The organism is Acrocarpospora phusangensis (assembly GCF_016862995.1).
Lineage (GTDB): Bacteria > Actinomycetota > Actinomycetes > Streptosporangiales > Streptosporangiaceae > Acrocarpospora > Acrocarpospora phusangensis.
Genome location: NZ_BOOA01000053.1, coordinates 13,560 through 36,384, shown reverse-complemented (window position 1 = coordinate 36,384; position 22,825 = coordinate 13,560). Strand labels below are relative to the sequence as shown.

Sequence of the window (22,825 nt, the reverse complement as noted above, 5' to 3'; positions counted from 1 at the left end):
TTCTCGTTATCCAGTCGTAATCTTGGACATATGCGATGTGTAGGGGCGCTGATTCTGGACGCCGACGGGCGGCTGCTGCTGGTCAAACGGGGGCGTCCGCCGGGGGAAGGGCTGTGGTCGCTGCCCGGCGGGCGGGTGGAGGCCGGGGAGAGCGATCCGGAGGCCCTCGTCCGCGAGATCCGCGAGGAGACCGGCCTGGACGTGACGCCGGGAGAACTGGCCGGGAGCGTGTCGCGTCCGCCGTACGAGATCTACGACTACTACGCGACCCCGGCCGGGGGGCTGCTGCGGGCCGGGGACGACGCGGCGGACGTGCGCTGGGTGCCCCTGGACGAACTGGGGCGGCTGCCCCTCACCGAGGGACTGCTCGACTTCCTCGGCGGGCTCAGCGGTCTTCCGAGGTGAGGGTGCTGCGCCAGATGGTGATGTTGTCGGTGGTGCCGGTGGTGGAGCGGCCGATGGCGATCACCCGCTGACCGGAGATGGTGACCGCGCCCAGCCACTGCGCGCCCGCGCCGCCCAGGCCGTCCTCCACCAGGGCGTGCCGCTGCCAGGCCAGGCCGTCGGCGGAGGCCCAGACCGAGCTGTCGCCCTCGCTGGAACGGCCGTGCGAGCCGACCGCGACCAGGCCGCGTTCGCCCGCGGTCAGATCCAGCACGACGGCCGCCTCCTCGGCGGGCATCCAGCTGTACTCCCAGGTCTCCCCCTCGTCCAGGGAGACCGCCGAGAACGGGCGCGAGCCGTCGTCGGTGAGCGCGGTGCCGACGGCGACGACGCGGTCCTCGCGCGCCACCACGTGCCGCAGGCCCGCGGAGCTGGCGTCCTCGGGGAGCACCCGGCGCTGCGCCGTCCAGCTGAGCCCGTCCGGGGAGACCCAGACGACGCCGGACTCGCGCTCGTTCGGCCCGGAGCCGCCGACCGCGATGAACCCGGACGGCGTGGCCGCCACGTCGTGGATGCGGACCCCGGCGCCTCCCGCGGGCAGCTTGGCGATGCGGTTGAAGCGTTTGAGGTCGGGGGTGAACCACAGGGCGGGCACGATGCCGGAGGCCGTCTGGTCCTCCCCGGCCAGGACGTAGCCCCGCGAGCCGGCCGCCACCGTACGGGGAGCCAGGAAGAGATGCCCCTCCGGCACGTCGATCACCGGGCCCTGCCGCCACGCCCTGCCGTCGGCCGAGGTGACCAGGAGCGGCTTGGTGATGACCGGGTCGGCCATCGTGCTGCCGACCGCCAGCCAGCCCTTCTCGCCGTGCGCCACGTCGGTGAGGGCCTGCCGGCCGAGGCCGCCCAGCCACTCCGACTCGATGGCCTTCCAGTTGGCGCCGTTGTTGCCGCTGGTCCAGATGCCCGCGTCGCCGTTGGCCGAGCCGACCGCCACGAACGCGCCGCCGGAGGCGAGCACGCTGGCGGTGTTGCGGGCCAGCCGGTTGAGCCCGGCCACCGCCTCCAGCGGGACGGCGCGGGCGGCCTTGCCCTTCTCCGCCGTCATCAGCACGGCCAGGTTCTCCACGTCGCCGGGACCGCGCGCGTCGCCGCCCGCCACCAGCAGGCCGCTCCCGGTCATGGTGACCGCGCGCAGGGTGCCGGGGATGTGCCCGAGGTCGGTGCTCTTGGCCCACTTCTTGCCGTCGCCGCTGCGGAAGGCCACGTACTCCTCCCAGGCCGACTCGGCGACCGCGGCGATCCCGGCGGAGGAGGAGGCCAGGCCGCGCACGCCGGTGCCCTGCGGGCTGAGCGGGCCGATGGTGCCGCACGCCCGCCACTGACCGCCGTCCGGGGAGCAGTGCACGGGCACGCCGTCGCCGCCGAACCGCTGGCCGGTCGGGACCAGCACGAAGCCACCCTTCCCGACCGCCAGCGCGCCCGGCTCGGGGCGGATGTCAGGGATCTCCGTGGCGGTCCGCAGCCAGGTCGCGCCGCCGTCGTCGGAGCGCAGGATCACGGTGGCGGTGCCCGTGCCCGGATCGGCCAGCGCCACCACCTGGTCGCCCTTGGCGATCACGGACTGGATGCCCCGGATCTTGTCGGAGGTGCCGATCCTGGCGTTGTCCACCCGGGACCAGGACTGGCCGTCCGGCGAGACCCAGGCGACCGCGCCGAGCGTGCCGTCCGGCAGCACGGTGGTGCCGACCGCGACGAATCCGGTGGCGGTCCTGGCCAGGTCGGTGATGCGGTCCTGGCCGAGGAACGGGCTCAGCCGTACCGGGTCCACGGCCGTCCAGGTGCGGCCGTCCGCGGAGGTCCACATGCCGCGGCCCTCGGGTCCCGGCTCGTCGGTGCCCACCGCGAGCCAGCGGCCGGAACCGCCGGCGACCCGGCCGGGCGACCCGGGCACCGGTTCGTAGCCGGGCGGGCCGATGACGTTGCCGAGCTGCCAGTCCTTGCCGCCGTTGTCGGAGACGATGAACAGGGGCCGGGCGATCGCGCTGGTGGTGTCGGTGCCGACGGCCACGATGGTGGAGCCCGCCGAGGCGACCGAGGTGAGCAGCTGGCGGGAGCCGTTGCCCGGCTGGCCGGGGGCGGCGAAGGCCGAGTCGCCGGACTGGCCGTCGCCGACCGCGAGGGTGATCCCGGTGGCGGTGGGCGTGCCGGCCCACTGGTACACGAACACGCCGACCGCCGCCACGGCGATCAGCGAGACGAGCACCAGCAGGGGTAAGGCGAACGAGCGGCGGGGCGCCCTGGCGACTCTCCGGTGGTGCCGTCCCCCGCGCGGCGGCCCCAGCGAGACCAGCACGTCCGGGCGGGCCGGGCGGCCACCCGGCGGGCGGCCGATGCGCTGCGGCGGCGGGGGTGGCGGCGGAGGCGGCGGCGCGGGGGCCAGCGGCGGCGGCCGGTACGGCAGCCGGTGCGCGGGTTCCCGCTCCGGCTGGGGGATCTCCTCGGGTTCGGCCTGGATCTCCGGGCTGCGGCGGATGCCCGTCGGCGGCGGCCCCGAGGCGACCAGCTTGTCCGGCCGGGTCACCAGGCGGCGGGGCGGCCGCTGCGGCTGCTCCTCATCGACCTCGGCCTGCCACGACCAGCTGGGCTGCGGCCGAGGCTGCTCCCCGTACGGCGGCCTGCCGGTCCTGGGCTCCGGATCGGGGGGCTCCGGCCGGCTGTACGGGTGACCGTGACGGAACTCGGGCTCACGGGGCGGGTCACCGTACGGGCGGCGTCCGGTCCTGGGGTTGGGCGACCACGTGTGCTCGCCGGTGTCGTCGAGGCCGTCGAGGTCGCCGTCCCGCGTGTCCTCCGAACCGGCCGCGTCCTCGGGCACGGGCGCGCCGAACGGCGGCAGCATCCACGGCGAAGAACCCGCCGGCCGGAACGGGCGCTCCGGCGCGGGCTCGGCGGACGGTCCCGGCGGCGAGTGATGCAGCGCCGGGGGCGATTCCGCCGGCTCCTCGTCTTGGGGGGACACTGCCGGTACCTCCTATTTCAGGACCGTTCCAGACATATCGTGGACGCGTTCGACTGATACCCCCTCTCCACCGAGCGATCACCTCTTCTCTAGTCAGATTTATCGCGACACCGTCTGAACTGCGGATTTTCGCGCGAATGTCAGGATGAGAAGGGTGAAAGCCGTGAACTGAACGATGGTTCCGACCACTGTCTGCCAGGGCAGCGACCCCTGTTCCAGGGCTCCGTCCAAATTTCCATCGGCCGCGCTGAACCCGAACGCGACCACATTGTTGACCACGTGAAGCGCGATCGGCGCCTCCAGACCGCCCGTGCGCACCGCCAGCCAGCCCGACAGGATGCCGAACCCGAAGACGTACGCGATGCCCCAGTCCGTGTACCCGTGCAGCGCGGCGAACCCGGCGGACCCGATGATGAAGGCCGGCCACGGGTTGCGCATGTACGCCCCGAACGCCTGGATGACCCAGCCGCGGAAGACGTACTCCTCCGCCGCCGCCTGGAACGGCACCAGCAGCAGGATGACGGCCATGGCCTCCAGGAACGGCGCCCACCCTCCCCACTCGTAGCTGACCTCCTCGCCGCTCAGGAACGTGGTCAGCTGCTGCGCGCCCTCGCCCACGACCACGGCGAGCAGGCCGAGCGGCACGCAGGCCAGCAGCCACCGCCAGCGCAGCCGCCCGGCCACCGAGGAGACCGTGCCCGGCCGCCGCCGCTGGATCAGCCAGACCGTGCCCATCACCACGGGGATGGCCGCCGCCAGCACCAGCAACTGGAACGCCACGTCGAGCAGCGGCTCGGTGAAGACGCGGGAGCCCTCCGCGACCATCGGGACGCCGGCCATCCGGGCGACCAGGCCGACCACCAGGCCGAGCACCAGCGAGCTCACCAGGAACCCGATGATCAGGAAGCCGGTGCCCAGGATCGGCCGCCACCAGGTGTTGACCGAGTTCCGGGCCATGAGGTCGAAGCGCAACCCGGAGGGCGTGGGTATCGACCAGGGCTGGGGTTGTTGAGGCGGGTGTGTCGAGAACCCGCCCCCTGGCGGGTACTGCGGCTGGTAGCCTGACTCACCCGATTGCGCCGCATATTGTGCCGGATATTGCGGTGCGTCCGAAATGCTTGCTGAACCCCAAGGAGGCGACGGGTCAGTCGGTGCGGGATTGGCAGATGCCCAGGTCGGAGGGTGGGCAGGTGGCGGCGTCGGATCCGGGCGCGGCTCGTGGTCGGTCATGTGACCCATTCTCCGTAATCAGAGCCGATTTCGTCGCGATCCACTTTGCGCATTTGTCCACAGACAGAACGGGGCCGCAGAGAGTTCACTCGCGGGGTACGAACTATCCCAGGAGATGTCAATGAGTCGGTTAGGACCTGTCTATACCTTGGCCGTCGGCGCGGTGCTCACCGTCGCCCTCGGCGTCGCCAGTGCCCAAGCCTCGCCAGCGGTCGAGCAGGCCACGGCGACCCCCATCGATACCGCGTCAACCGCCCCTCCGGTCGAGGAGGAGGCCCCCACCCCCGAAGAAGAGGTCCCCAACCCCGCGGAGACCGACGCCCCCGAGGCCGCACCCGTCGACACGACCCCCAAGAAGGTCGACTACGCCGGCGTGGTCCAGGGCAACGGCGGCCTGGTGGCCATCTCGATCAGGAACGGCAAGGCCGTGGCGTACTTCTGCGACGGGCACATCGAGGCCTGGCTGAAGGGCACCGCCGCCAACAACGAAGTCATCCTCGAAGGCAAGAACGCCCTGATCACCGCCAGCCTGGGCGGAGGCAAGGCGAAGGGCCGGGTTGAGTTCAAGGGCAAGTCGTGGCAGTTCAACGCCGCGGTCGTGAAGAAGCCGTCCGGTCTCTACCGGGCGACGGCCCAGGTCCGGGGGGCCAGGATCGTCGGTGGCTGGATCAAACTGCCGAGCGGCCAGTCGGTCGGCCGGCTCACCATCGGCGAGAGCGGCGCGGGTGAGGCCGCCGCCGCGTTCGACGGCGGTGTCGTCACCTGGTACGGGATCCCCCTGACCCCGACCGAGCCCGACGCCTTCATCGACACCATCAACCCCTGATAGCGAGCCCGACAAATGAGCCACACACAGCAATTCACCCCCCATCGGCGCTCCGCCATCGCTCTGCTCATCATCCCCGTCCTGGTGGGCGGGGCCATCTCCACCGCCCTCGGCGTGTACGGCGAGCTGCACCCCCCCACCGGCTTCGCGGTCGGACCGGGCGGATTCTCCGGCCCGCTGGCCATGAAGGCGTGGCTCACCACAGGCGCGGCACTGCTGGCCATCCTCCAGGTGGTTACGGCCATGGCGATGTGGGGCAAACTCCCCTTCGAGGGCGGCTGGGTGGAACCCACCCACCGCTGGTCGGGGCGGATCGCGTTCCTGCTGACAGTGCCGGTGGCCTTCCACTGCCTGTACGCGGTGGGCGCCCGCTACGACGAGCCTCGGGTCATGATCCACTCGATCCTGGGGTGCCTGTTCTACGGCGTCTTCGCCACGAAGATGCTGTCGCTGCCGAAGCGCGGCGTGCCGGGCTGGACCCTTCCCGTGCTCGGCGGGCTGCTCTTCACCCTTCTGGTCGGCCTCTGGCTGACCTCGTCGTACTGGTTCTTCACCACGATCGGCGTGCAGTTCTGAAATCCCCGGGACCGCTTCAGGGGCCACCCCACAGCCCCTGAAGCGCCCAGGAGTCCCAGGCTTACGGCCGCTGGAACTCCGACGTACGGGTCAATCCGGCCGCCCGGCCCTTGGCGGAGACGACCAGGGCCATCTTCCGGGACGCCTCGTCGATCATCTCGTCCCCCAGCATCACCGCGCCTCGTGCCTCCACGGTCGTGTAGTACTCGTACGCGTCCAGGATCAGCTCGGCGTGGTCGTAGTCGGCCTGGGAGGGCGAGAACACCTCGTTGGCCGCGTCCACCTGCCCCGGATGCAGCACCCACTTGCCGTCGAAGCCCAGGGCCGCCGCCCGCCCGGCCGCCCGCCGGAACCCCGCCACATCCTTGATCTGCAGGTACGGACCGTCGATGGCCTGCAGATCCCGCGCCCGCGCCGCCATCAGGATGCGCATCAGGATGTAGTGGTAGGCGTCCCCGTCCGGATAGCCGGGCGGCTGCTCCCCCACCACGAGGGTGCGCATGCCGATGGAGGCCATGAAGTCGGCGGGCCCGAACACCAGCGTCTCCAGCCGGGGGCTCGACGCGGCGATCTCGTCCACGGCGACCAGGCCGCGCGCGCTCTCGATCTGCGCCTCGATCCCGATGCCGCCCTCCGGCAGGCCGACCGTCCGCTCGATCTGGCTCAGCAGCAGGTCCAGCCAGCGCACCTGGGCGGCCTCCTCGACCTTGGGCAGCATCACGCAGTGCAGCCGGTCGCCGGCCGCCTCCACCACCTCGATGACGTCGCGGTAGGTCCACGGCGTGGACAGGTCGTTGACCCGGACGGCCACGGTCTTGCCGCTCCAGTCCCCCTGCTTGAGCGCGTCCGCCACCAGCCGGCGGGCGCCCTCCTTGGCGACCGGGGCGACCGAGTCCTCCAGGTCGAGGAAGACCTCGTCGACGGGCAGGGTCTGAGCCTTCTCCAGGAACCGGGGATTGCTGCCGGGCACGGCCAGGCAGGATCGTCGCGCGCGCATGCGCCCACGCTAGCGCCGCCGCCCTGCCACGAACGGCTGCGGCTTATCGGCCGGACGAAGACGCGAAAGTCTGAAAAGGTAGGAACATGACCCTGCGGCTGATCGAAGAGGGTGCGAAGAAGTCCAGTGTGCTCTGGCTGGCGCTGCCGTCCGGGACCCGGCTCGCCTGGCACGTCTGGCACGACGGCGCGATCCACGTGGTGACGGGCGGCGGCGAGCAGGAACTCCCGGGCCTGGCCGACAGCCCGGAGATCGAGGTCATCCTGCGCAGCAAGGACAACGGCGCACAGCTCGTGCGCTTCCCGGCCGCCGTGGCGGTGCTCGACCAGGCCGAGCACCCCGAGGTGGTGGCGCTGCTGGCAAAGGAGCGCCTCAACGCCATCGACAGCACCGCCCTCACCGCCCGCTGGGCGGAACACTCCCAGGTCGTACGGCTAACGCCCCTGAACCCCGGTTAGTACTGGTTCGTCCGTGGACACCGGGACGGCCTGCCGGGCGGCGGTGGCCGTCTGGGCGAGCAGCGCGCCCAGCAGCACCACCGCGCCGCCGGCCAGCTGCGCCACGCCGAGATGCTCGTCGAGCAGGACCCAGGCGAGCAGGGCCGCGCTGATCACCTCCAGGGTGGCCACGGTGGCGCCCACCGCGGCCGACAGGCGCCGCACCGCCGTCACCCCCGCCACGTACGCGACGACGGTGGCCACCAGGATCAGGCAGGCCGCCGCCCCCGCCACCGGCAGCGTGTAGCCGGCCACGGTGGCGGACTCGCCGAACGCGGCCCACCGGATGCCCCAGGGCTGGGCGACCGGCACGAGCACCACGGCCGCGCCGATCATGCCCCAGGCCACCAGCCCGAGCGGATCGACGCGCAGGTTATCGCTCATCAGGAAATATCCGGCGCAGCAGGCCGCCGCCAGCAGGGCCAGCCCCAGCCCGAGCGCGTCCAGCCGCAGCCCCTGCCAGACCTCCACGACCACCCCGAGCCCGACCACGGCCACCAGCGCGCCGAGGTAGGCGGCCCGCGAGAGCCGTACGCGGCGGACGAAACGCACCCAGAGCACCACCAGGACCGGCGCCGTGTACTCGATGAGCAGGGTCACGCCGACCGGGAGCCGGGTGATGGCCAGGAAGAACAGCGCCTGCACCCCGGCCACCGCGATCACCGCGTACGCCGCGAAGAAGCCCAGCTGGTCGCGGGGGATGCGGAGGGCGCGCGGCCGGGCCACGGCCAGGACGAGGAGCAGGATCAGGCCGGCTCCCGCCATGCGGACCCAGACCGACTCGATCGGGGTGAGCCCGGCGGCTCCCAGATATTTGGCCATCGGCCCGGAAAATCCGAAGCACAAAGCCGACACGACCGCGATTCCCAGGCTAATTGACCGGCTCATGACCCATCCATGTAACTACCGTTTAATAGCATTGATCCTGTCATACCGTGCAGGATGGGCGCAGCCCCATAACCTTCGAGCGTGGATCGGATCTTCGCGGCGCGGCTGGCGGGGCTCCCGGTGTTCGATCCGGCCGGCGACCGCATCGGCCGGATCAGGGACGTCGTGGTCGCCCTGCGCGGCACGCTCCCGCCCCGGGTGCACGGCTTCGTGGTCGAGGTCCAGCCACGCCGCCGCGTCTTCCTGCCGATCACCAGGATCATCAGCATGGAGACCGGCGCGGTCATCTTCACCGGCCGCCTCAACCTGCGCCGCTTCGAGCAGCGCCAGTCCGAGACCCTCGCCATCGGCGAACTCCTGGACCGCCACGTCGCCCACGACGGCGAACCCGGCACCGTCCTCGACCTGGCCATGGAGCACCGCCCCCCGGAATGGCTGATCACCAAGGTCGCCGTACGGCACGGCACCCGCCGCCGCGGCCAGACCGTCATCGCCGACTGGAACCAGGTGACCGGCCTGGAGGCCACCCAGCCCGACCAGGGCGCGGCCGGCCTGCTCGCCGCCTTCGAGACCATGCGCCCCGCCGACCTGGCCAACCTGCTCCAGGAGCTGCCCGACCGGCGGATGGCCCAGGTGGCCGCCGCCCTCGACGACGACCGCCTCGCCGACGTGCTGGAGGAGCTGCCCGACCGGGACCAGGTCGTGGTGCTCGGCAACCTGGACGCCGAGCGGGCCGCCGACGTGCTCGCCGAGATGGGCCCCGACGACGCCGCCGACCTGCTCCAGGACCTGCCCGCCGAACAGGCCGAGAACCTGCTCCAGCTGATGATCCCCGAAGAGGCCGACCCCGTACGGCGGCTGCTCGACTACCCCGAGGAGACCGCCGGCGGCATGATGACCACCGAGCCGGTGATCCTGCCGCCCAGCGCCACCGTGGCCGAGGCCCTCGCGCACGTCCGCAACCAGGAGCTGACCCCGGCGGTGGCCGCCCAGGTCTTCGTGTCCCGCTCCCCGACCGAGACCCCCACCGGCCGCTACCTGGGCCTGGTGCACTTCCAGCGGCTGCTGCGGGAGCCGCCGTCCACGCTGCTCGGCGCCCTCGTGGACCTCTCGCTGGACCCCATCAGGCCGGACTTCACGCTGCCCGAGGTGGCGTCGTACCTGGCCACGTACAACATCGTCGCCAGCCCGGTGGTGGACGGCATCGGGCGACTGCTCGGCGCGGTGACCGTGGACGACGTGCTGGACCACCTGCTGCCCGAGGACTGGCGGGAGCGGCATGACTGACCGGCTGGACCAGCCCAGGGACCTGCGGCTGCGGCTGCGGCCGCACTACGACCCGGAGACGTTCGGGCGGCTGTCCGAGCGCATCGCCCGGTTCCTGGGCACGGCCAGGTTCCTGGTCTACATGACCGGGTTCATCGCGGTGTGGGTGACGTGGAACGTGCTGACGCCGCTGAAATTCGACCCCTATCCGTTCATCTTCCTGACGCTCATGCTGTCGTTGCAGGCGTCGTACGCGGCCCCGCTGATCCTGCTGGCGCAGAACCGGCAGGCCGACCGGGACCGGGTGCAGAACGAGCAGGACCGGCTGGCCGCCGACCGGAACCAGGCCGAGATCGAGTACCTGACCCGGGAGATCGCCGGGCTGCGGGTGGCGGTGGGCGAGGTGGCCACCCGGGACTACCTCAGGGCCGAGCTCCAGCGGCTCGGGGACCAGCTCGGTTCGTCGGATCGCCGCTGAGTTCGTAGCATGAACGTATGGCACCGACCCCTGAACTGGTGACGGCCGCGCTGGCCACGGTCAACGACCCCGAGATCCGCCGACCGATCACCGAGCTCGACATGGTGAAGAGCATCGACATCGCCCCCGATGGCGCGGTGCGCGTGGGCATCTACCTGACCGTCGCCGGCTGTCCCATGCGGGACACCATCACCCGGGACGTCACCGCGGCCGTCGCCGCGATCTCCGGAGTCTCCCGGGTGGCCGTCGAGATGGACGTGATGAGCACCGAGCAGCGCAAGGTCCTCCAGACCAAGCTGCGCGGCGACCGCGGCCCGGAGAAGGAGATCCCGTTCGCCAAACCCGGCTCGCTGACCCGCGTCTTCGCGGTGGCCAGCGGCAAGGGCGGGGTGGGCAAGTCCTCGGTGACCGTCAACCTGGCCGCGGCCATGTCGGCGAGCGGCCTCAAGGTGGGCGTGCTGGACGCCGACATCTACGGCCACAGCGTGCCGCGCATGCTGGGCGTGGGCGAGCGCCCCACCAAGGTGGAAGACATGATCATGCCGCCGGTGGCGCATGACATCAAGGTCATCTCGGTGGGCATGTTCAAGCCGGAGGGCAACAGCGCCGTGGTGTGGCGCGGCCCGATGCTGGACCGGGCCCTGCACCAGTTCCTGGCCGACGTCTACTGGGGCGACCTGGACGTGCTGCTGATGGACCTGCCCCCGGGCACCGGCGACATCGCCATCTCGGTGGCGCAGCGCATGCCCACCGCCGAGCTGCTGGTCGTCACCACGCCGCAGCAGGCCGCCGCCGAGGTGGCCGAGCGGGCCGGCTCCATCGCCGCCCAGACCCACCAGCAGGTGGCCGGCGTCATCGAGAACATGTCCTGGCTGCCCTGCCCGCACTGCGACGAGCGCATCTCGGTGTTCGGCGAGGGCGGCGGCCAGACCGTGGCCGACGCGCTGACCCGGGCGCTCGGGTCGCGGGTGCCGCTGCTCGGCCAGGTGCCGATCGACACCCGGCTGCGCGAGGGCGGCGACGAGGGCAAGCCGCTCGTGCTCACCGAGCCCGACGCGCCCGCCTCCGTGGAGCTGCGCCGGATCGCGGCCGGCCTGAGCAAGCGGCCCAACAGCCTCAAGGGCCGCAAGCTCGACCTCACCCCCACCAAGCGCTGAGACGCCCACAAGAAAGCCCGCCCGGATCCCGGGCGGGCTTTCTTCTTGCTCTCAGGTCGCCTCGTTGTCGTACGGCGGGATCTCGCCGACGCTCAGCTCCGCGTAGGCCGGGACCGGCGGCTCGGGCGGCGGCGGGGCCGCCTCGTCCTTCCAGTCGTTCTCCACGTCCTCCAGCAGGTGCTTGCGGACGAACGTCTTCGGGTTCAGGTCGGCCGGGTCGAAGTTCTTGAACTCCGGCCCCAGGTTCGCCTCCAGATCGCTGCGCGCGTTGTTGGCCATCTGCCGGAGCTGCCGCAGCGTGCGCCCCGCCTGAGAGGCCGCCTGCGGCAGCTTCTCCGGACCGAAGACGAGCAGCGCGATCACCACCAACGCCACGATCTCCGGCCAGCCGAGTCCGAACACGGCGATCTCCCTCCACTACCGATGGGTTCAGACTAACGCCGCCACCGGCATGCCCACGCGGCCGGTCCGCTACGAAGGCTGCGCGCTCGGCGCCGGAGCGGCCCCGATCGTCACCGTGGTCGTGCGATCGGCGCCCGCGCGCTGGTACTTGAACACGACCTTGTCGCCGGGGGCCTTGCTGCGGATGGTCACGATCAGCTCGCGGCTGTCGCTCACCGGCTGGCCGTCCACCTCCAGGATCACGTCCCCGGGCCGCAGCCCGGCCTTGTCGGCGGGCCCGTCCGGCGTGACCGGCTCGATCCCCCGCTCGGCCTGCGCCGCGATCCGCACGCCCTGCCCCTGGTACTGCTGGTCGATGCTGATCCCGATCCGGGAGGTACGGGCGGAGCCCGTGGAGATCAGCTCCTCCGCGATCCTGCGCACCTGGTTGACCGGAATGGCGAAGCCGAGGCCGATGCTGCCGGTCTGCCCGCCCAGCGAGGAACCGCCGCCCAGGGTGGCGATGGCCGAGTTGACGCCTATCACCTCGCCGGCGCCGTTGACCAGCGGGCCGCCCGAATTGCCGGGGTTGATGGCGGCGTCGGTCTGGATGGCGTTGATCAGCGCGGAGTCCCGGCCGCTCTCGCCGCCCGCCTCCACCGGCCGGTTGAGCGAGCTGATGATGCCGGTGGTGACCGTGCCGGTCAGCCCCAGCGGGGAGCCGATCGCGATGACCGGGTCGCCGACCACCATGGAGTCGGAGTTGCCCAGCGCCACCTCGGGCGAGCCGAAGGTCTCCTCCGGCTTCACCACCGCGATGTCGGAGTTGGGATCCCGGCCCACGATCCTGGCCGTGGTGGACCTGCGGTTGCTGAACTTGATCCGGATCTCGCCGCCGGTGGAGGCCACCGCCACCACGTGGTTGTTGGTGACGATGTAGCCGCCCCTGATCAGGAAGCCGGAGCCGGTGCCCGACTCGCTGCCGCCGCGCACCTCCAGCGAGACCACGCTGGGCAGCACCTTGGCGGCCACTCCGGCGACCGACTCCGGCGGCCTGGCGGTGGTGCCGGCCGGCGCGGACGGGATCGCGTAGTCGGGGTCCACGCCGGAGCCCGACCCGGACAGCAGGTAGGTGCCGTAGCTGCCGGCCGCGCCCGCGATGAGCGCGATCACCACGGCCAGCAGGGCCAGCACACCGGTACGGCGGTTGCCCTCCGGCGCCTCCTGGCGCTGCGGGCCCGGCGGCGGCGCCCAGGTGGGGCCCATGCCGTACGCGTTGACGGGCGGGGGCGGGCCCTGGGGCTGGCCGTACGGGTCCTGGGTGTACTGCTCCTGGCCGTACTGGTCGGCGTAGGTGTCCCGGTAGGGGTCCTGGTACTGGCTGCTCGCCTGGTACGGCGTGCCCGGCTGCCGGTACTGCGGGGTGGGCCCGCCAGGGCTGCCCCAGCCCGGGTGGGGTCCTTCCGCCGGAAGGAACTCAGGCCGGTCCGACGCGTTGAAGGAACGCGTGTCGTCGGTCATCGTTGCTTTCACTCCCACGCGAGTCAGCGGTGGCCTTGTGCCATCCTCAGGCGAACGGCATACGACTGATGTAAGCGAAATCGTATGCCGTCTCGATCCCCAACATTCGGCAGGGTAGTCGCCCGATCAGGACATCAGTGCGCAAGCGACGGCCGCAGCGTCGGAGTGGCGACCGGCTCGGTCCGGCCGAACGGCGGCGCGGTGTTGGGCGCGGGCACCATCATCTCCGGGGGCCTGGCCGGGCGAGGCTCGCCGCTGACCATGAACAACGTCCCCAGAGCGACGGCGGCGGAGGCCATGCCCACCGCCACGTAGCCGATGCGCCGGTTGGTGCGCCCCGGGCCCGCCGAACCGGCGGAGCGGCGCGGCCGGTTGTCCGCCGGAGCCAGGCTGTAGATGCCCGGCAGCGCGCGCAGGTTCGGCGGGCCCGGATCCGGCATGCGCATCAGCGACATCGTCAGATCCGCCGGAACCGGCGGCGGATCCATCAGCCGAAGCCGGCTCTTGAGCGCGCGGAACGCCTCCACCTCCGCCCGGCACTCGGCACAGAACGTCAAGTGGGCAAGGGCTCGTTCCCGGTCGTTGTGGCCGAGTTCGCCGTCGATCAGCGCGGAGACGCGCTCTCCAAGATGCGTCATGCTCCCTCCTCGTGATGCTGTCGGGGGCAGCGGGCGCGCGAGCCGCTCATCTGCCCTCCCGGGTGAACGACGAAGGGGGGAGCTGGTCATCGCGTGGCGCCCGGTGCTCCAGGGCTTCACGCAACTGCGAGCGGGCCCGGTGGATGCGGCTGCGGACGGTGCCGAGCTTCACCCCGAGCGTCGCGGCGATCTCCTCGTACGACAGGCCTTCGATGTCACAGAGCACGACGGCGGCCCGGAACTCCGGCGCCAGCGCGTCGAGCGCGGCCTGGATGTCGGGTTCGAGGTGGGCGTCGTCGTAAGCCTGGGCCGGCGACGGCTCGCGCCCGCGTAAGCGCTCCGCGGCGTCGTCGGCCAGACCTTCGAACCGGATGCGCTGCTTGCGGCGCGCCTGGTCCAGGAACAGGTTGGTGGTGATGCGGTGCAGCCAGCCCTCGAACGTCCCAGGCGTGTAACTGGACAGTGATCGGAACACCCGGACGAAGACCTCCTGGGTCAGGTCCTCGGCGTCGTGCACGTTCCCGGTCAGGCGGTACGCGAGCCGGTATACCCGCGCGGAGTGCGTGCGAACGACCTCCTCCCAGCTGGGAGGCGTCCAGTCGGACACCGAGGTGTCCGCCTGGTGGTCGGCGTCGTCCACCAGCAACCCTTTCTCCAAGACCGTCGCTACACCCATTGTGCCCTTCTGTTCTCATTGCCGCGCCTACTGAGCGGCAGCTGCTTGATGGCGCGAGAATAAAGACCGTTCAAAGCGTGCAACGTCCTCGTTGTGGCGTGAGTTCCCGTTCGGGGCTTACTCCCCTACGCTTCAGAACCATGAATACGGCGAGCCTGGCTCATGCGGAGGATTTCGTCCCCGAGGACGAGGTGCTGCGATCCGCGCGGCAGCGGGGCACGGAGGTGGGCGCGCCCCCCATCCTTCCTGGTGGCGGGGCCGCGCTGAGCTTCCTGGCGACCGCGATCAACGCCAGGGCCGTGGTGGAGATCGGCACCGGGTGCGGGGTCTCGGGCCTCTGGCTGCTGCGCGGCATGCGGCCCGACGGGACCCTCACGAGTGTGGACGTGGAACCGGAGAACCAGCGGATGGCCCGCCAGACGTTCGCCGAGGGAGGCTTCTCCGGCAGCCGGATCCGCCTCATCGTCGGCCGCGCCCTGGACGTGCTGCCCCGCCTCGCCGACGGCGGGTACGACCTGGTCTTCTGCGACGCCGCCAAACAGGAGTACGGCGACTACCTGGCCGAGGCCATCCGGCTGCTCCGGGTGGGCGGCATCGTCGCCTTCGACAACGCGCTCTGGCACGACCGGGTGGCCGACCCCACCCAGCGCGACCCGGACACCGTCGCCGTCCGCGAGCTCGGCAAGCTGGTCCGCTCCGACGAACGGCTCCGCCCCGTGATGCTCCCGCTCGGCGACGGCCTCCTGGCCGCGGTCAAACTGTCCTGACGAGGGCCCGGATCCGCCGGGCCCGTCCTCAGCGGCTCCTCAGCGACTCCTCAGCGGCTGAGCCAGTCCAGCAGCATGCGCACGCCGAACCCGGTCCCGCCCTTCTCCGCCCTGGCCGGGCCGGCGATGTCCAGGTGCGCCCACGCCCGCTTGCCCACGAACTCGCGCAGGAACAGCGCGGCCGCCACCGAGCCGGCCGCGCCGGACATGCGCCGGTCCACGTTGCTCAGGTCCGCCACGTCCGACTCCAGGTCGCTCAGGTAGTCGTCGATGAGCGGCATGCGCCACAGCCGGTCGCCGGTCCGCTCGCTCGCGGCCAGCAGCTGCGCGGCCAGGTCCTCGTCGTTGGCGTACAGCGCGCCGATGCCGCTGCCGAGGGCCACCCGGGCCGCGCCGGTCAGGGTGGCGATGTCCACCAGGGCGTCCGGGTCGAGTTCCGCGTCGGCGTAGGCCAGCGCGTCGGCCAGCACCAGGCGGCCCTCCGCGTCGGTGTTGAGGACCTCCACGGTGCGCCCGCCGTACTGGACGATGACGTCGCTGGGGCGCTGGGCGGAGCCGGAGAAGGCGTTCTCGGCGCAGGCGATCAGGCCGGTGACCCGGACGGGGACGTCGAACTCGGCCAGCGCGCCCATGGCGGCGATGACGGCCGCGCCGCCCGCCATGTCGGTCTTCATGGTCTTCATGCCCTCGGAGGTCTTGAGGGAGAGGCCGCCGCTGTCGAAGGTGATGCCCTTGCCGGCCAGCACGACGTGCCGGTCGTACGACGCGGGGCGGTAGCTCATCTCGACCAGGCAGGGCGGGTTGACCGAGCCCTGCCCGACCGCGCGGATGCCGCCGAACGCGGTCAGCTCGGTGTCCACCCGGACGGTGACGCCCGCCGCCGCGCCGATCTCCACGGCCTGGGCGGCCAGCCAGCCGGGCGTCTTGATGGAGGAGGGCGTGTTGACCAGGTCCCTGGCGATGGCGGTGGCGCGGGCACTGGCCGCCCCGCGCCGGATGGCGGCCGCGTCGCCGCCGACGAACACGATCTCCTCGACGGCCTTGGTCTTGGGCTCGCCGATGGTGAAGCCGTACGTGGCCAGCAGGGCGCTCTCCACCAGACTGGCCAGGTCCCCGTCCGGGGGCAGCACGATGGTCAGGCTGGTACGGCCCTTGGCCCGGCCGCCCAGGGCCGCGCCCGCCTTGCGCAGGTCGTCGCCGATGCCGTACAGCAGGATGCGCCGGACGCCGTCACCGTGCGGGACCGGCAGCTCCAGGACCTCGCCGGGTTCGCCCTTCACCTGGTAGTGGGCGAGCAGGGCGGGCAACGGGATGGGGAGCTCGATCGCGGGGTCGAGGCCGGGGCCGAACGGGACCGCCAGGAACTCGGCGTCGGCGGCGGCGTGGGGCGCGACGGTCAGGCGGGTGTTGATGGGCACGGACACTCCTGGACTTTCCATGGGCTTACGGTGGGCTCTCGCCCGAAACAGAGCGGCCCCGGCGCGGGAAGCACCCGCCACCAGGGCCGATATCGATGGAGGGACGGCCGATCAGCCGACCACGTTCTTCAGTGCGTCGCCGAGGGCACTGGCCTCGTCCGCGGACAGTTCGACGACGAGCCGCCCACCACCCTCCAGCGGGACCCGCATGACAATGCCCCGGCCTTCCTTGGTGACCTCCAGCGGACCGTCACCAGTCCGCGGCTTCATCGCCGCCATGCGTGTATCCCTTCCCGCGTTGTCGACCGCCCCCGAGGAGGTGGTCGGCGCATTCACGTCTTCTGTGATGTCCTATTATCCCGCCTCCGAGCTCAATAGGGTAATGCCCGGGGCTCATTTGTGGATCAAAGCGTGCCCACCTATGCATTGTCGGAGACAGATCCTGACCCCACACTTGGTGGAGTGAACGCCCGAGCCGCGCTTTTCGATCTCTACGGGGACCACCTGCGCACGCGGGGCGGACGCGCCTCGGTCGCGGCCCTGGTCCGGCTTCTCGCGCCGCTGGACGTCGCCGCCCCAGCCGTCCGCACCGCGATCTCCCGCATGGTGCGACAGGGCTGGCTGGACCCCGTACGGCTGCCGCAGGGCCCCGGCTACGCGCTCACCCCGAAATGCGCCAGACGCCTGGACCGCACCGCCGCGCGCATCTACCGGGGGGCCACGGTCACCTGGCCGGGCCGCTGGCACCTGCTGGTGCTGGAACCCGTCAGGGAACGCCCGCGCCGGGAACGGCTCAGGGCCGACCTCGCGTTCCTGGGCTACGCCCCCCTCTCGGAGACGACCTGGATCGGTCCCAGGCCCTCGCCCGAACTCGACGCCCTGGGGGTAACGGCCGACCGTTTCGAAGCCGTCCTGGAGGGAGATCCGCGCGACCTGGTGGCCAGGGCGTGGGACCTGGACGCGATCGGCCGGGCGTACGAGGAGTGGCTGGCCGGGGCCATGACCCTGGTCGCCTCGCTGCCGGACGAGTCCACCGACGAGCTGGTGTACGCGGTCCGCAGCCGGCTGGTACACACCTGGCGCAACTTCCTGTTCCGCGACCCGGGACTGCCGCCCGCGCTGTTGCCGCCCGGCTGGCCCGGGGAGAAGGCGCGGGCCTACTTCGATCAGGAGGCCGCGCGGCTGCTGCCCCGGGCGGCCGCGTTCGTCGACCGCAACCTGGACGGCCACCCGTGACAGTCACCCCCGGCACTCCCGGCACCCCCGAGAGCGCGACCTCCCGCCCCGGCTGGCTGGAGCTCTTCTTCGACCTGGTCTTCGTGGTGGCCATCGCCAAACTCGCCCACCACCTGGAGGGCGACCCCGGCTGGCACGAGTTCTGGGAGTTCCTGGTCCTGCTGTTACCGGCCTGGTGGGCGTGGCTGTCGTTCACCGCGTTCGTCAACACGGCGGGCGGCGACGGCACCCGGGCCACCAGGACCAGGATCCTGCTGCTGGCCGCGATGTTCTGCCTGGGCGTGGTGGGCGCGGCCGTACCGGACGGGCTGGGTGAGCGGGCCCCCGCCTACGTGCTCGGCTTCGCCGGGGCCCGGGTGGTGCTGTTCCTGCTCTGGCTGCCGCTGGCCCGCCGCCGCGAGGTCGAGTGGAACCTCACCCGCATCACCGTGTTCAACGGCGGCAGCATCGCCATCTTCGGCTCCTCGCTCCTGGTCTCCGAAGGCATGCGCCCGCTGATCTGGCTGGCCGGGATCGGCTACGAACTGGCCGTCCTGGTGTACGCGCAGCGCTCCCAGGTCAGGGACTACAACGTCGCCCACATCGTCGAACGGGTCGGCCTGTTCGTCATCATCGTGCTGGGCGAGTCGGTGGTGTCCTCGGTGAACGCGGTGGACGCCACCTGGGCGCCGGGCGCGTGGCTGATCGCGGTGCTCGGGTTCGTGCTCTTCGCCGCCCTGTGGTGGAGCTACTTCGAGTTCGGCGCGGCCACCGCGGAGGCCGAACTGCACGAGGGCGAGAACCAGCGCGTCAGGGACGTGATGGGCATCGGGCACTTCCCCGTGGTGGCCGCGCTGATCGCGATGGCGGCCGGGCTCGGCACGGCCATCCTGGACCACGCCCATCATCTGCCGACCGGGGCGGCGATCACGCTGTGCGGCGGGCTCGCGATCTACCGGGCCACGCTGGCGGGGCTGGGCATGCGGCTCGGGATTCCGATGCGGCGGGCGCTGCGCTGGGCGCTGCCCGGGGTGGTGATCCCGCTGGCGGTGCTCGCGGCGGCCGGGTGGCTGCCGACCTGGGCGGTGGTGGCGGCGCTCTGCGCGGAGGCGGTCGGGCAGACGGTCCTGGCCACCAGGAAGCGCGTCAGGCTCCGGACGGCCCTGTCCTGACCAGGCAGTCCGCGACGTGGTCGTCCACCAGGCCGATGGCCTGCATCAGCGCGTACGCGGTGGTGGGCCCGACGAAGCGGAAGCCGTGCTTCCTGAGGTCCTTGGCGAGGGCAACGGAGCCGGGCGTGGTGGCGGGGACGTCGGCCATGGTGCGCGGGATCGGCGCGTCCGGGTCGGCGTACTTCCAGATCAGGGCGGAGATGCCGCCGGGGAGGTCCAGGGCGGCCCTGGCGTTGGCCACGGCGGCCTCGATCTTGGCGCGGTTGCGGACGATGCCGGCGTCGGTCAGCAGGCGCTCCACGTCGGCCGGGCCGTACGCGGCGACCTTGGCGATGGCGAAACCGTCGAAGGCGGCGCGGAAGTTCTCCCTTTTGCGCAGGATGGTGATCCAGGACAGGCCGGACTGGAAGGCCTCCAACGTGACGCGCTCGTAGACGCCGTCGTCGTCGCGGACCGGGCGGCCCCACTCGTGGTCGTGGTAGTCCAGGTAGAGCGGGTCGGACGTCGCCCAGGCGCAGCGAACTACCACGCCTCCTCCGGATCGTCCTTCTCGTCCTCGTCCTTCTTGCCGGGCTTCTCGGACGCTTTGACCAGAGCCTTGTCGGTCTTGTCGGTCTTCTCGGCCACGGGGAGCGGGTCGAGGTGCTCGACCGGGATGCCCTCCCAGCCGGCCGCTCCGTTCGGGACCTCCGGCTGGTGCTCGGTCCGGGGCGGCTCCGCCGGGCGCGCGTACAGCTCCTGGCGGGCCTGGAGGCGGCCGGCCAGGAGTTCGGCGACCTTCTGCTCCAGCACGGCGATCCGGGTGTCCCGCTCGCTCAGCGCCGTGGCCGCCCGCTGCAGGGTCTCGTCCACACTCTGGGTGTTGTAACCGATCAGGCCGATGGGCAGGTGCAGGGACCCGAAGTCGGCCGCGTTCAGCTGTCCGGCCTCGGGCAACTCCAGCGGCGGCACGTCGGGGTGGAACTCGGCCATCTCACCGCCACGGCCCAGCGAGACCAGGACCACGCATCCGAGCACGGCCAGAGCGGCGACCACGAGTACGACCAGCACATACGAATCGTGCCACAACTCACAAGGGCCGCAGGCCGTCAGTCCGGATCGGTCACCGGGATGAGGTGCTGCCGCTTGTCCAGCAGATCGAAGGCCTCCTCCACGCCGGTGGCCCAGGAGATGGCGTCGAACACGTCGGGGCGGGTGAAGCCCTGGTCGTACATGCCGCCGACCAGGGCCTTCAGCGGGTCGTACAGGCCCCAGGGGTCGAGGATGACCAGGGGTTTGACGTGCAGGCCGAGGACCCGGGAGGTCCAGATCTCGAACAGCTCCTCCAGGGTGCCGATGCCGCCGGGGAGCACCAGGAACGCGTCCGAACGGGCGTCCATCACGCCCTTGCGCTCACGCATGCCCGGGGTGACCACGAGCTCGTCCGAGTCGGTGTCGGCGATCTCGATGTCCACCAGGGCCTGCGGGATCACCCCCACGGTGGTGGCGCCACCTGCCCGGGCGGCGCGGGCCACCTCGCCCATGCAGGAGACGACGGCCCCGCCGCTGACCAGGCCGTGGCCGCGCCGGGCCAGCTCGGCGCCGACCTCCCGGGCCAGCTCCAGGTACTTGGGGTCGATCCGCCGGCTGGACGCGCAGAACACACAAACGAACATTTGACCTATTTTATGGAGGCTTATTGGGCGTCGGCCACGGTCTGCTCGACCGACTCCCGCTCCACCGTCTCGGTCTCGCTCCGCAGCCGGTCGGCCTCCACGATGATCCGGATGGCCTCCTCCACGTCGTCGGTGCACCGGATCAGCTCCACGTCCGGCGGCGAGATCTTGCCCTCGGCGAGCAGCGTGTCCTTGATCCAGCTGACCATCGGGCCCCAGAACCGGGTGCCCATCAGGACGACCGGGAAGGAGGTCACCTTGCGGGTCTGCACCAGGGTGAGCGCCTCGAACAGCTCGTCCAGGGTGCCGAACCCGCCCGGCAGGGTGATGAAGCCGGAGGAGTACTTCACGAACATGGTCTTGCGCACGAAGAAGTAGCGGAACTCCACGCCGAGATCCACGTACGGGTTCATGCTCTGCTCGTGCGGCAGCTCGATGCCGAGACCCACCGAGACGCCGCCCGCCTCCAGCGCGCCCTTGTTGGCGGCCTCCATGCAGCCGGGCCCGCCTCCGGTGATCACCGCGTACCCCGCCTCGGCCAGACCCCGCCCGAGCCGCACCCCCATGTCGTACTCACCGGAGTCCGGTTTGGTACGGGCCGAGCCGAAGACCGTCACCGCGGGCGGCAACTCCGCCAGCGCGCCGAACCCCTCGACGAACTCGGCCTGGATGCGCAGCACCCGCCACGGGTCCATGTGCACCCAGTCGGCGGGCCCCCGCCGATCGAGCAGCCGCTGGTCATGGGTGGAATCGGGCACCAGGCTGCCACGGACGAGAGACGGCCCCTGGCGTCGTTCAGGGCGGATCGTGTTCATGCCGACTCACCGTACCCCCGCCCCGGGAAGGGTCCGAAAAGAATCTTGAAATTCTTCGGAAACGAGCGGAACCGGTTTTCGCGGAGGCCGCGTCTAAGAGTCGAGGGTGCTGCTCGGGACGGAAAGTGGCTTTCCCCGCCAAATGGCCGGCGAGGAAAGCCACTTTCTTCTTTCTGGGGGTATCCGCTCAGGTCAGCCAGCTGGTCATGACCCGCTCGGCTTCGACGATCTTGGCAAGTTCGACGTACTCGTCCCGTTTGTGGGCGACCTCCGGATTGCCGGGTCCGTAGTTCACGGCCGGGACGCCGAGCGCCGAGAAACGGGCCACGTCCGTCCACGCCACCTTGGCCTGCGGAGGGCCGCCGACAATGGCGGCGAAGGCCGACGCGATCGGGTGGTCCAGGCCGGGCCTGGCGCCGGGCGCGCTGTCGGTGATCCGCACGTCGAAGCCGGCGAAGAACTCCGCCAGGAAGCCGGCCGCCTCCGCCTCGGTCCGGTCGGGCGCGAAGCGGTAGTTGACCGTCACCACGCACTCGTCCGGGATGACGTTCCCGGCATGCCCGCCGTCGATCCGCACCGCGTTCAGGCCCTCGTGGTACGCCAGGCCGTCCACCACCGGCTTGCGCGGCTCGTAGGCGAGCAGCCGGTTGAGGATCTCGGCGGCCCGGTGCACGGCGTTGACGCCCAGCCAGGAGCGGGCGCTGTGGGCGCGCACGCCGGTGGTCCGCACCTCGGCCCGCATCGTGCCCTGGCAGCCGCCCTCGATCTCCCCGTCGGTGGGCTCCATCAGCACCGCGAAGTCGCCGCGCACCCAGTCGGGGTGCTCCCTGACCAGCATGCCGAGGCCGTTGCGGGCCGCCTCGACCTCCTCGCAGTCGTAGAAGACCAGGGTGAGGTCGCGGTTGGGCTCGGTCAGCAGGGCCAGTTTGAGCTGGACGGCCACGCCGCTCTTCATGTCGGTGGTGCCGCAGCCGTACAGGCGGTCGCCGTCGATCCTGCTGGGCACGTTCCCGGCGATCGGGACGGTGTCCAGGTGCCCGGCCACCACCACACGCTCCGGCCGGCCGAGGTGGGTGCGGGCCACCACGTTGGAACCGTCCCGGTCCACGGTGAGATGCCCCAGCCTGGTCAGCGCCGCCTCGACGGCGTCGGCGAGCGGTTTCTCGTTCCCGCTCTCCGAGGCGATGTCCACCAGTTCGGCGGTGAGGGTCCTGACGTCCTGATCCAGTCGCATGAGACACCAGCCTAG

General features: G+C 71.4%; 25 protein-coding genes. 10 read left to right on the top strand and 15 right to left on the bottom strand.

The window, feature by feature from the left end; translation table 11 throughout:
• Nucleotides 1-30: 30 nt before the first annotated feature.
• Nucleotides 31-405: an NUDIX hydrolase gene (locus Aph01nite_RS27885; protein WP_204043972.1), complete on the top strand. Its 375-nt coding sequence runs from the start codon at nt 31-33 to the stop codon at nt 403-405.
• On the opposite strand, the gene Aph01nite_RS27880 is transcribed toward Aph01nite_RS27885, so the two are convergent.
• Entirely contained in the window at nt 386-3,403 is a 3,018-nt protein-coding gene (locus Aph01nite_RS27880) for a beta propeller repeat protein (protein ID WP_204043971.1), read from the bottom strand. The genes Aph01nite_RS27885 and Aph01nite_RS27880 overlap by 20 nt on opposite strands.
• A gap of 99 nt (nt 3,404-3,502) precedes the next feature.
• The gene (locus tag Aph01nite_RS27875) at nt 3,503-4,360 is read right to left on the bottom strand and encodes a CPBP family intramembrane glutamic endopeptidase (protein WP_204043970.1); all 858 of its coding nucleotides are present in this window, start codon (nt 4,358-4,360) and stop codon (nt 3,503-3,505) included.
• A gap of 394 nt (nt 4,361-4,754) precedes the next feature.
• Between Aph01nite_RS27875 and Aph01nite_RS27870 the strand changes: the two genes are divergently transcribed.
• Together Aph01nite_RS27870 and Aph01nite_RS27865 are read left to right on the top strand one after the other, a co-directional pair.
• Nucleotides 4,755-5,459, top strand: coding sequence for a hypothetical protein (locus tag Aph01nite_RS27870; RefSeq protein WP_204043969.1), 705 nt, complete (start codon nt 4,755-4,757; stop codon nt 5,457-5,459).
• A gap of 15 nt (nt 5,460-5,474) precedes the next feature.
• Entirely contained in the window at nt 5,475-6,035 is a 561-nt protein-coding gene (locus Aph01nite_RS27865; RefSeq protein ID WP_204043968.1) for a DUF6529 family protein, read from the top strand.
• A gap of 61 nt (nt 6,036-6,096) precedes the next feature.
• On the opposite strand, the gene Aph01nite_RS27860 is transcribed toward Aph01nite_RS27865, so the two are convergent.
• Nucleotides 6,097-7,032: an HpcH/HpaI aldolase/citrate lyase family protein gene (locus Aph01nite_RS27860; RefSeq protein ID WP_204043967.1), complete on the bottom strand. Its 936-nt coding sequence runs from the start codon at nt 7,030-7,032 to the stop codon at nt 6,097-6,099.
• 86 nt (nt 7,033-7,118) lie between these two features.
• Between Aph01nite_RS27860 and Aph01nite_RS27855 the strand changes: the two genes are divergently transcribed.
• Nucleotides 7,119-7,490, top strand: coding sequence for a hypothetical protein (locus tag Aph01nite_RS27855; RefSeq protein WP_239162023.1), 372 nt, complete (start codon nt 7,119-7,121; stop codon nt 7,488-7,490).
• Here the strand turns inward: Aph01nite_RS27855 and Aph01nite_RS27850 are convergent.
• Nucleotides 7,467-8,417 (bottom strand): EamA family transporter, encoded by a 951-nt coding sequence (locus Aph01nite_RS27850; protein WP_204043966.1) that lies wholly within the window; start codon nt 8,415-8,417, stop codon nt 7,467-7,469. The two genes, Aph01nite_RS27855 and Aph01nite_RS27850, sit on opposite strands and share 24 nt — an antisense overlap.
• A gap of 81 nt (nt 8,418-8,498) precedes the next feature.
• Here Aph01nite_RS27850 and Aph01nite_RS27845 point away from each other — a divergent pair, with 81 nt between their 5' ends.
• The 3 genes from Aph01nite_RS27845 to Aph01nite_RS27835 are packed head-to-tail and all read left to right on the top strand — an operon-like array spanning nt 8,499 to nt 11,318.
• Entirely contained in the window at nt 8,499-9,704 is a 1,206-nt protein-coding gene (locus Aph01nite_RS27845; RefSeq protein ID WP_239162021.1) for a magnesium transporter MgtE N-terminal domain-containing protein, read from the top strand.
• Nucleotides 9,697-10,161, top strand: coding sequence for a DUF1003 domain-containing protein (locus Aph01nite_RS27840; RefSeq protein ID WP_204043965.1), 465 nt, complete (start codon nt 9,697-9,699; stop codon nt 10,159-10,161). The genes Aph01nite_RS27845 and Aph01nite_RS27840 overlap by 8 nt, the downstream gene beginning before the upstream one ends.
• Nucleotides 10,162-10,178: 17 nt before the next feature.
• Nucleotides 10,179-11,318 carry an Mrp/NBP35 family ATP-binding protein gene (locus Aph01nite_RS27835; protein WP_204043964.1) on the top strand — a complete coding sequence of 380 codons (1,140 nt, stop codon included), beginning with the start codon at nt 10,179-10,181 and terminating at the stop codon, nt 11,316-11,318.
• Between the two features lie 51 nt (nt 11,319-11,369).
• Here the strand turns inward: Aph01nite_RS27835 and Aph01nite_RS27830 are convergent, their stop codons facing one another.
• The 4 genes from Aph01nite_RS27830 to sigE all read right to left on the bottom strand — a co-directional run bounded on the left by Aph01nite_RS27830 (nt 11,370) and on the right by sigE (nt 14,534).
• Entirely contained in the window at nt 11,370-11,720 is a 351-nt protein-coding gene (locus tag Aph01nite_RS27830; protein ID WP_204043963.1) for a sec-independent translocase, read from the bottom strand.
• Between the two features lie 69 nt (nt 11,721-11,789).
• A complete protein-coding gene (locus tag Aph01nite_RS27825) occupies nt 11,790-13,220 on the bottom strand; it encodes a S1C family serine protease (protein ID WP_239162020.1) in 1,431 nt (476 codons plus the stop codon).
• 134 nt (nt 13,221-13,354) lie between these two features.
• Nucleotides 13,355-13,858, bottom strand: coding sequence for a zf-HC2 domain-containing protein (locus tag Aph01nite_RS27820; RefSeq protein ID WP_204043962.1), 504 nt, complete (start codon nt 13,856-13,858; stop codon nt 13,355-13,357).
• A gap of 46 nt (nt 13,859-13,904) precedes the next feature.
• Entirely contained in the window at nt 13,905-14,534 is a 630-nt protein-coding gene (gene sigE, locus Aph01nite_RS27815; RefSeq protein ID WP_239162019.1) for an RNA polymerase sigma factor SigE, read from the bottom strand.
• 140 nt (nt 14,535-14,674) lie between these two features.
• Here sigE and Aph01nite_RS27810 point away from each other — a divergent pair, with 140 nt between their 5' ends.
• Nucleotides 14,675-15,301 carry an O-methyltransferase gene (locus Aph01nite_RS27810; protein WP_204043961.1) on the top strand — a complete coding sequence of 209 codons (627 nt, stop codon included), beginning with the start codon at nt 14,675-14,677 and terminating at the stop codon, nt 15,299-15,301.
• A 50-nt stretch (nt 15,302-15,351) separates the two neighbouring features.
• Here Aph01nite_RS27810 and Aph01nite_RS27805 read toward each other — a convergent pair whose 3' ends face one another.
• The gene (locus Aph01nite_RS27805) at nt 15,352-16,719 is read right to left on the bottom strand and encodes a leucyl aminopeptidase family protein (RefSeq protein ID WP_239162018.1); all 1,368 of its coding nucleotides are present in this window, start codon (nt 16,717-16,719) and stop codon (nt 15,352-15,354) included.
• Nucleotides 16,720-16,830: 111 nt separating this feature from the next.
• Nucleotides 16,831-16,998, bottom strand: coding sequence for a DUF3117 domain-containing protein (locus Aph01nite_RS27800; RefSeq protein ID WP_083502187.1), 168 nt, complete (start codon nt 16,996-16,998; stop codon nt 16,831-16,833).
• A 183-nt stretch (nt 16,999-17,181) separates the two neighbouring features.
• On the opposite strand from Aph01nite_RS27800, the gene Aph01nite_RS27795 reads away from it, so the two are divergent.
• Complete coding sequence (locus tag Aph01nite_RS27795) at nt 17,182-17,955, top strand: PaaX family transcriptional regulator (RefSeq protein WP_204043959.1); 774 nt, start codon at nt 17,182-17,184, stop codon at nt 17,953-17,955.
• On the top strand, nt 17,952-19,106 hold the full coding sequence (locus tag Aph01nite_RS27790) for a low temperature requirement protein A (protein WP_204043958.1): 1,155 nt from the start codon (nt 17,952-17,954) through the stop codon (nt 19,104-19,106). The genes Aph01nite_RS27795 and Aph01nite_RS27790 overlap by 4 nt, the downstream gene beginning before the upstream one ends.
• On the opposite strand, the gene Aph01nite_RS27785 is transcribed toward Aph01nite_RS27790, so the two are convergent.
• The 5 genes from Aph01nite_RS27785 to dapE form a co-directional block, all read right to left on the bottom strand.
• Nucleotides 19,081-19,635: a DNA-3-methyladenine glycosylase I gene (locus tag Aph01nite_RS27785; RefSeq protein WP_204043957.1), complete on the bottom strand. Its 555-nt coding sequence runs from the start codon at nt 19,633-19,635 to the stop codon at nt 19,081-19,083. The two genes, Aph01nite_RS27790 and Aph01nite_RS27785, sit on opposite strands and share 26 nt — an antisense overlap.
• Nucleotides 19,629-20,156, bottom strand: a complete 528-nt coding sequence (locus Aph01nite_RS27780; RefSeq protein WP_204043956.1) for a hypothetical protein — start codon at nt 20,154-20,156, stop codon at nt 19,629-19,631. The genes Aph01nite_RS27785 and Aph01nite_RS27780 overlap by 7 nt, the downstream gene beginning before the upstream one ends.
• Before the next feature lie 38 nt (nt 20,157-20,194).
• A complete protein-coding gene (locus tag Aph01nite_RS27775; protein ID WP_204043955.1) occupies nt 20,195-20,761 on the bottom strand; it encodes an LOG family protein in 567 nt (188 codons plus the stop codon).
• A gap of 20 nt (nt 20,762-20,781) precedes the next feature.
• Nucleotides 20,782-21,576, bottom strand: coding sequence for an LOG family protein (locus Aph01nite_RS27770; protein ID WP_204043954.1), 795 nt, complete (start codon nt 21,574-21,576; stop codon nt 20,782-20,784).
• A 187-nt stretch (nt 21,577-21,763) separates the two neighbouring features.
• The gene (gene dapE, locus Aph01nite_RS27765; protein WP_204043953.1) at nt 21,764-22,810 is read right to left on the bottom strand and encodes a succinyl-diaminopimelate desuccinylase; all 1,047 of its coding nucleotides are present in this window, start codon (nt 22,808-22,810) and stop codon (nt 21,764-21,766) included.
• Nucleotides 22,811-22,825: the final 15 nt, after the last annotated feature.